General features: G+C 36.9%; 1 protein-coding gene. It reads left to right on the forward strand.

The window, feature by feature from the left end; all coding sequences use genetic code 11:
* Positions 1 to 89 (forward strand): EF-Tu C-terminal domain-related protein (locus AM305_RS11900; RefSeq protein ID WP_005822489.1); only part of this gene is annotated, 89 nt, incomplete at its 5' end.
* Between the last annotated feature and the right edge of the window lie 228 nt (positions 90 to 317).

Below are 317 nucleotides of genomic sequence, written 5' to 3' on the forward strand. Positions count from 1 at the left end.
CAATCGCAATGGACGAAGGTTTACGTTTTGCGATTCGTGAAGGTGGTCGTACAGTAGGTGCGGGCGTTGTAGCGAAAATCATCAAATAATTGAATTGATTATTTGACGCAATAAAAGCGAAAGAAGGCTCATCGAAAGATGAGCCTTTTTGTTTATGCGAAAAGAGAAGGTTTTGAGGCAGGTATAATCTTGAAAATAATGGGCTTTAAGATGCTTGGAAAGCCAAATAGCTATTTGGAGAAATAAAAGGTAAGAGATTTTTAAGAAAAGTAAGAATGTGAAGAAAAAATAAGGCGGTTTATACCGCCTCACTTTTT

The sequence above is a fragment of the Actinobacillus minor NM305 genome (assembly GCF_000175195.1).
In the GTDB taxonomy this organism is placed as follows: Bacteria; Pseudomonadota; Gammaproteobacteria; order Enterobacterales; family Pasteurellaceae; genus Haemophilus_A; species Haemophilus_A minor.